We start from the raw sequence: 235 nt of genomic DNA on the forward strand, positions 1-235 counted from the left end.
CTAGGCTCAGGACCTGTTAATTAATTGAACTGAGCGGGCGGTTGTGAGTCACAGGTTTACCAATGGAGGTGAGGCCTGTGAGTGATGTGTTTTTGCTGTCTGAGAGCCAAATGGAACGGATAAGGCCGTTTTTCCCTCTGGCGCACGGAGTGCCACGCGTGGATGACCGGCGTATTCTGAGCGGGATCGTGTATGTGATCCGCAACGGCCTTCAGTGGAAAGACGCTCCGAAAGC

1 protein-coding gene is annotated in these 235 nt (G+C 54.0%); it reads left to right on the top strand.

Annotation, left to right across the window (positions count from 1 at the left end; all coding sequences use genetic code 11):
* Positions 1-62: 62 nt before the first annotated feature.
* Positions 63-235 (top strand): transposase (locus B7444_RS15895; RefSeq protein ID WP_373277521.1); only part of this gene is annotated, 173 nt, incomplete at its 3' end.

The organism is Gluconobacter thailandicus F149-1 = NBRC 100600, from assembly GCF_000964465.1.
Lineage (GTDB): Bacteria > Pseudomonadota > Alphaproteobacteria > Acetobacterales > Acetobacteraceae > Gluconobacter > Gluconobacter thailandicus.